The organism is Sutterella parvirubra YIT 11816, assembly GCF_000250875.1.
GTDB classification, from domain to species: domain Bacteria; phylum Pseudomonadota; class Gammaproteobacteria; order Burkholderiales; family Burkholderiaceae_F; genus Sutterella; species Sutterella parvirubra.
Genome location: NZ_JH604953.1, coordinates 10,339 through 17,732, shown reverse-complemented (window position 1 = coordinate 17,732; position 7,394 = coordinate 10,339). Strand labels below are relative to the sequence as shown.

General features: G+C 64.8%; 4 protein-coding genes. 1 reads left to right on the top strand and 3 read right to left on the bottom strand.

Annotated features, from left to right (window positions below; all coding sequences use genetic code 11):
* On the bottom strand, positions 1-890 hold an 890-nt coding region (locus HMPREF9440_RS05125), incomplete at its 3' end, for a hypothetical protein (RefSeq protein WP_040763789.1).
* A 718-nt stretch (positions 891-1,608) separates the two neighbouring features.
* Here HMPREF9440_RS05125 and HMPREF9440_RS05120 point away from each other — a divergent pair.
* Entirely contained in the window at positions 1,609-4,137 is a 2,529-nt protein-coding gene (locus tag HMPREF9440_RS05120; RefSeq protein ID WP_008542133.1) for a hypothetical protein, read from the top strand.
* Between the two features lie 139 nt (positions 4,138-4,276).
* Here HMPREF9440_RS05120 and HMPREF9440_RS05115 read toward each other — a convergent pair whose 3' ends face one another.
* Both HMPREF9440_RS05115 and dcuC read right to left on the bottom strand, forming a co-directional pair.
* Positions 4,277-5,542, bottom strand: a complete 1,266-nt coding sequence (locus HMPREF9440_RS05115; protein ID WP_008542132.1) for a M20/M25/M40 family metallo-hydrolase — start codon at positions 5,540-5,542, stop codon at positions 4,277-4,279.
* 195 nt (positions 5,543-5,737) lie between these two features.
* Positions 5,738-7,126, bottom strand: a complete 1,389-nt coding sequence (gene dcuC, locus HMPREF9440_RS05110; protein WP_008542131.1) for a C4-dicarboxylate transporter DcuC — start codon at positions 7,124-7,126, stop codon at positions 5,738-5,740.
* Positions 7,127-7,394: the final 268 nt, after the last annotated feature.

The window sequence follows — 7,394 nt, the reverse complement described above, 5'->3', positions numbered from 1 at the left end:
GTGATGTCGTTGTTCCACGATTCCATCGAGCTGTTGATGACGACCTTGCCCTCACCCGTCTTCCTGAGGGTGCCGTGGCTGTCGCGGGTCGTGTAGGAGGCGAGCCCGTCGGTCGATTCGCCCGCGGTCCCGATCGTGATCGTGCGGCCTTCGGCGGCGTCCAAGGTGACGTTCGCGGCGTCGGCGGCGTAGAGGAAGCCGCCGGCATTCTTCGAAGCGTCCTTGTTCCCGGAGATGACGACGTCGGCGTTCGCCGCGGCGAGGGTCACCTGACCGCCCTTCGCGTAGATCGCACCGCCTTCCTTCGAGGAGGTGTTGTTCTGGAAGTTCGAGTCGGTGAAGGCGGCTTCCACGCCTTCCAGGTAGACGGCGCCTCCCTGACCGGTCGAGGCGTTGCCGGTGAAGTCGGTGCCCTTCACGCGCACGCGGAGCGCGTTGGCGTTGCCTTCGCTCTTCGAGTAGACCGCGGCCAAGGCCGATCCGCCGACGGCGGACGTTTCGGCGTCCTTGACCGGGTCGGCGACGAGGCCCGAGATGGTGCCGCCTTCGAGGATGAGCGCGTTGATGGCCAACGTGTCGGCACCGCCCGCAGCCTGTTCCTGAACGTAGGAGGACTTGACGCCCTCGACCTTGGCGTTCTCGCCGTAGTCGCGGCCTTCCATCGAGATGGCGAGGGCGTTCCCGGCATAGAGGTAGGCGCGGGTGCCTTCAAAATTGGCTTCCTCACCGCCCTTCACGGGGGAATTGAGTTCGGTGGCGTCGGGGGTGATCAGGACGCCGGACGAGGACGCCGCAAAGGCGCCGGTCGAGATGACGGCCGCCACGGCGGCCGCGAGGATGGTTTTCGTGCCGAAGCCGGGCATGGCGGCGGCGATGGTGTTGTTTTGCATTTCTCTTTAGCTCCAAATCGCGTGGGGTCTCCGTCTACCGTCTTTCTGCGGCGATCGGCTCACGCGGGAGGCGAGGAAATATCACGTTTTCGGCGCGCGGCTCATCCGTCGGGACGATTGCATGACATCGGGTAAGCCCTAAGTGCATGAATTTCGTCGAAACCCCGGATTCCCTGGGGCGGAAGGAATGCTGTGGTGTTTTCTTCACACGCCGAAAACCGGCCGTCAAATTTCGACGCTTTCCGCCGGTAAGTGAACGCTTTTCTGTCCGCCCTAGGGGGTTCGGGCGGCTCCAAGACCGTCATCAAGCGTTTCAGAGGTCCGAAACGACATGACCTGCCCAATTTCAGACGGGATGCAAATTTGATACTGTACGGTAGAATGTTTTGCGTAGGCTGAAGGTATCTCCCTCCGGAAAAGAACCCCAAAACACGCAGCGCCGTCAAAGAGAGGCCGTCTCGACCCCGTCCGGGTGAAGACGCCGACCACACGCCGACCACACGCCCATCGTCCGGTGCCCTCACCCACCATCCGCCCGGCCATCCGACCGACCCTCCAGGCGCTCTCCTCCACACCCTCTTCGAAAACTGTCTCCGCAAAGCCTCAACGGCGAAAGAATCCCGTCCATATCGGGCGTTTCTACCCGATCGGGTACTGAAAAAAGCTACCGCCGTGATAAGCTTCGGCCATCCATTTCCCAACATCACAAGGACCCGACATGACGACTCCGTCCGCGGCGCTTTCCGCCTGCGCCGAGCATCTGCTCGATCCGAGCTTCGCCTACGACTTTCTTCCCCACGACGCGCTCCGCGAGCGCATCGTGAAGGACAAGCGCCTCACGGGGCCGCTTCGCGAAGCGCTGCTCCTCGCGATCAATCCCGTGCGCCGCGCGACCCGAGAAGACTACGAGGCGCTTGAGATCCCCGAGGACCTGAAGACCGCCCTCACGTACCTGGGGACGAGCCTCAAGCACTCGGCCTACGCGCAGGTGCGCTTTGCCGAATGGGCCGCGAAGACGAAGGAGACGGGGTCGGCCGAGCTGGACGACGCGCTCGCGAAGTTCGGGTACGTGCTCCTTTCGCTCACCCGCCGCACGCCCGGGTCGGATGCGGAGTTGGAGCTCTTCCGCGCGCAGAAGGCGGGCTTTGAGGCGGACCCCCGCTTCTATCTGGCCGTCCTTCAGTCGCTCATCAACAAGCCTTCGGTCCAGATGACGCGCATCCGGGAGGTGGTCGGGAGGCTGATGCCGGAACTGCGCGACCCGACCGACGCCCTCTGGGCGAAGCTTCGCAAGACCGACGCGGTGACGGCGGACGCCCTGGCCGCGACGCTCTTTTTGATCGAGGTCGGCGACGAACCCCGCGGCGCGCTCGGGATGCCTGTCGCCGCGCGCTGCTTCTGGTCGCTCGGGCACCCCGAGAAGGAACCGCTCCTGCGCGCGGGCGGACGTGCGTATGAGGCCTTCGCGCAGGCGGTCCTCTGGGCCGGGTGCGTGGCGGTCGAAAACGAGATGGAGCGCTTCGGCGCCTACTACGGCGGGTTTGCGGAGGACTGCGGCCTCCCGAAGTCGCTCGTCACGGACAACTTCCGGAAGTTCTGCGCGGGGGTCGCCGAAGAGACGCCCGACGCGTTGGGGAAGTTCGAAAAGCTCGTGAAACTCAAGGCCGACCCGAAGAAGGGCCGCCCGGAAGACTTCATGGCCGTTTTGGGCACGTGCCTCCAAGCGCGTCGCGATTCGCTCATCAGCTTCGGCGTCGACCTCACGGGGTCTGAAGAGGAGATCGCGAAGCGCGAAAAGGACATCGACGCGGCGAAGGTCCTTTTGGCCGAGCGCGCTGAAGCCTTCAAGGCGGAGCGCCGCAAGACCTCCTACAAGAAGACATCGCCCACGGAGCTTTTCTGCCGCATGGCGGAAGCCTTTTCGGTCGTCTCGATGAACGAGCGCTGGTCGAAGAAGCCCGCGGACTCCGACCGTGCGTCCCTCATGCGCCTCATGGAAGCGTTCACGGCGACCGAGGACGCGGCATCGAGCCTCGGCGACCGGCATTTCGTCGAGGCGCTCCGGCGCCTGACGCTCGGGCTCTACGTCGCGGTCTGCTCCGCCCCCTTGGGCTGGCCCGTGAACGACCTCACGAAGGCGGACGGGAAGCTCGCGCCCTTGAACAAGCTCTTTGCGGACGCCGGGTTCCCGACTTGGAATCTCCGAAGCGTCATGGGCCGCATCCACGCGCCCGAAGCGCCCGAATCGCCTGAAGCCGCCGTCGCCCCCGCGCCTCTTCCCGCTTCGACCGAAGCGACGGACGCGGACGGGACCGAATTGGTCGACCCGGGCCACTCGACCCTTGACGCCGCGAACGAATCCGCCCCGGTGACGGTGACGCCCCAGGGCTACGTCAACCTTCTCATGAACTACTACGAGCGCGTGGCGGCCCGCCCGACCTGCGTCGCGAAGGACCGCGAGGGGTGGACGGAGACCAAGATCAACCGCATGAAGGCGGCGCTCGGGCGCTTTGCGGCGAAGTACGCGGTGGTCGACTGGGAGGCGGCCTCGAAGCTTCTCACCACCACCGAAGGTTCCTGCCACCCGGACTTCCAGCCGCTCATGCACCTCTACCCGTGGTTGAACCCGGATACGGTGATCATTCTTCAGGAACTCTTGAACGGCAAGACCGGCGCGGTCACGATGGACGACTATCGCGCGGTCCAGGCGCTTCTTGTCCTTCACAACCACGGGAACGCCCTTTGGCGCCGCAACTTCGACTGGTTCGCGCCGATGTACCACCCGTTCGGCGCGATCGTCAACGTGCGCGACGACGGGGAGCTGGGCGTGGCGGTGCTGGAAAAGGACGGGAACCGCGCCATGGTGACCGTGGGCCTCGCCGACGAGGTGACGCGCATCTCGCGCGCCCAGAAGCGCCCGATGCCCGAGTACGCCGAAGAGTGGATCGTGCTCCTGCCCGAATCCGTCGCGAAGCTGGGCGACCAGGATCCGAAGCTCGTGCTCCTGATGACGCACCTCCTTGCGAAGGCCAAGGCCTTCGTTACGGACCTCGAAGCGAATCCGACGGAAGAACAGGCCCTGCTCCCGGGCTCGCCCTTCGAGATCCCGGTCTTCGCGCACCTGCGGAAGCTTAGGAACGAGCGCAAGGTGAAGAAGCCCGGCAAGAAGGGTGTGGTCAAGGTGGTGCCGGGCGAATTCGATTCGCCCTCGATCCGCCTGCGCGCCATTCCCTTTGAGGACGCGTAAGGCGTAGAGACGGGAGCAGCCGCGTGGAATCGCACGGCGCGGCCCCGCCCTCTTCCACTCTTCAGCTTCTTCGAAAAACGAAGCCCTCCGGCCAGCGGACCGGAGGGCTTCGTTCATCTGGAGTTGTCGGACGCGACGCTTACGACCGCTTCGGGAGCGTCGGGGTTTCACCCTTCAGCCCCACGAGTTCCAGCGCCGTGAGAAGGACGAGCTGCGGCCCGAGATGCGGGACGATGTCGTCGTAGTACTCGTGGATCGTGTGGGACTTCATCTGGCAGCCGCCGGCCGAGAGGCACGTCGCGGGGATGCCGAGCGAAACGGGCATGTTGGCGTCGGTCGAGGACGCGCCGTAGTTCTTCAATTCGATCCCGAGCGCCTTCTGCGCCGCGCGCGAGGCCTGAATGACGGGGCAGTCGTGCGGACGGATCCCGGCCGGGCGGTCGCCGATCTGCTCGACGATGAGGTTGAGCTTCTTCTCCGGGTCCGTGATCCCCCAGATGCGGTGCTCTTCCTCGATCGCTTCCTGGAAGGCGGCGACGATCTGCTTGTCGATCGCTTCGATGGGGCCGTTTTCAAACGAGCGCACGTCGATGTCGACGGAGCAGGAAGGCGCAATGGTGTTCACCGAGGTGCCCCCCTTGATCGTCCCGATCGTGAAGGTCGTCACCGGCGCTTCGGGCACCTTGATGTGCGCGATCTTCGCGCCCGCCATGCAGACCGCGTGGATCGCGGACGGCACCTTCCCGAAGGCGGCGTAGCTGTGGCCGCCGGTGCCCTGCACCGTCACGCGCCAGCGGTGCGCGCCGATCGCGGTGTGGAGGATGCGGGTGACGTCGGTGTTGTCGACGGCGAGGAAGCCGTCGATGTCCTTCCGGGTGTTGAAGAGATGTTTGGATCCGCGGATGTCGCCGTTCCCCTCTTCGCCGACCGTGCCGATGAAGAGGATGTCGCCTTCCGTTTCCAGGTTCGCCTTCTGCATGGCGCGAAGGACTTCGAGCATCGCGCGAAGCCCCGAGCAGTTGTCGCCGATCCCGGGACCGTAGTAGCGGTTCCCTTCACGGCGGACCTTGATGGGCGTCCCTTCCGGGAAGACCGTGTCCATGTGGGCGCCGATCGCGAGAAGCGGGCCGTTCCCCTTCCCCGGACGGCGGCCGACGACGTTCCCGATCTCATCGATCTGCACGTCTTCGAGGCCGTACGACTTCATGAGGCGCTGGATCTCGGCCGCGCGGACTTCTTCGTGGAAGGTGGGCGCGGGGATTTCGCAGAGATGCACTTGGAGCTTCATCGCTTCCGGGGCGTTGGCCTTGAGGTCGGCCAAGGCCGCCGCGACTTCGGGTCGGGCGGCGAGCTTTTGAGCATGCTCGGCGATGGAAGCGTTGAGGGGCGGGAGCTGCTGCGTCATCTTGGGTTCCTCTTCGGTTTTTCGGGTGGGACGGACCTGAGCCCGTCCGGGTTGGTCGTTGTGGAGAATGGGGTGATTGGAGTGAATCCGGAGAATTATCCGCCGGATGGAAGCCGCGCCCGCTGAGATGGCTCAAACGGGCGTGGATTTCAAGGTTTCCTCAGGGTTTGATCCCTCGCGGAGTCCATTCGTCCTTTAGACGAAGAGGACCGATGCGAGGATCGTGAGGAAGAGCGCGAGCACCATCACGGGGAGCGTGCGGCGCACGAGCTCGAAGGGCGAGATCCCGGCCAAGCCCGCGACCGCCATCGTGACGCCCGAGATCGGCGACATCGAGCGGGCGATCCCGGAGGCGAGCTGCACGGGGGCGGCCAAAACGATCGTCTCCCACGCGACCGACTTCGCGCACTGCGGCAGGAAGTGCGAGAACGCGAAGAAGGCGGCGTTGCCCGACCCGGTGACGAAGGAGGCGACCGCCATGATGCCGATCATCATGAGGAGCATGGCGACGCCGCCCGCGCCTTCGATCTGCGAAGCCCAGGTGAGGATGGCGTCGATGCCGCCGGTGCGCTTCAAGCCCTCGGCGAAGACTTCCGCACAGATGATGAGGATCACGGTGGAGGTGAAGACCTTCCCCATGCCTTCGAAGATCGCCTTGGTGTCGGCGACGACTTCCTTCGGGGTGCGGCGCGTCAAGAGATCGACCACGAACGCCGTGAAGCAGCAGAAGAGAATCGCGGTGATGAGCTCCAGGCGCACTTCCGCGTAGACGAACTTCGAGAAGACGAAGAGGAGCACGACGGGAAGAAGCGGCAGGAGCGCGTAGTAGGCGGGAGACGTGCGCTGGGCGGCGGCGCCCTTCACTTCGACGGCTTGCGCCGTGAAGTCGGCGTCGGTCAAGCGGCCCAAGGCGCGGTCCTTGATGTCGAACTGGCGCTGGAGGAACGCATGCGCGATCGCGCAGAGCGGGAGCACGACGACCGCGATCGGGAGCTGACCGTCGAAGAAGTACTCCATGACGTGGATTGCGGAGAGCTCCGCCGCAAGGAGCGAATTCCCGGACGCGGGACCGAGGTCGAGGGCCGATGCGGTCGCGATGGCCGCGGCGGCGGAGTATTTGGACACCCCTTGGGAGACCAAGAGCGGGAAGAGCGTCACCATCAGGAGCATCCCGAGACCGGTCGCGGACGGGATGAAGACGTTGAGCAACTGCCCCACGACGTAGGCGAGCGCGAGGAGCACGTACGGGGCGTGGATCTTTTCGAGCGGCTTCGTGCAGAGGTTGACGAGCGACTTGGTGGCGCCGATGCGGTCCATGTAGGCGGCAAAGCCCGCAACGACCATGATGTTCATGCCGAGCCCCGCCGCGCGGGACTTCAGAAGATTCGTCATCACCTGGACGACGTCGAAGGTGAAGGTGTTGGTGGCGGATTTGCCGGTGACGACCGGTTCACCCGTCACGAACCCCATGACGACGATGAGGGCGGCGCCCACCATCAGGAGCGCCATCGGCGCGTAGAAGCGTTTCAGGACGAGGTAGGCCGCGGCCGCCACGCCCAAAGCGACAAGAACGATGCCGAGCATCTTGTTGTTCTCCTCAATGCGTAGAAGTACTTAAAACAAAATTCCACGCATTTTGCCTGAGGCGTACGCAAAAGTGTGAGCCCGGCGGAAAGGAATTTCCTCGGAACAACCCGGATTCGAAGCATCTCGGGGGTGAAGAGCCGTCAAAACCGTACCCGGGCGCAGGTCACACCCTTACGCCTCCCGTTCGGGAGCGGGGACCGATGTGGCCTGCTCGGCGTCAACCTCAGCGGCATCTTGAGCGGCTTCCCGGATCGGGAGAGCGGAC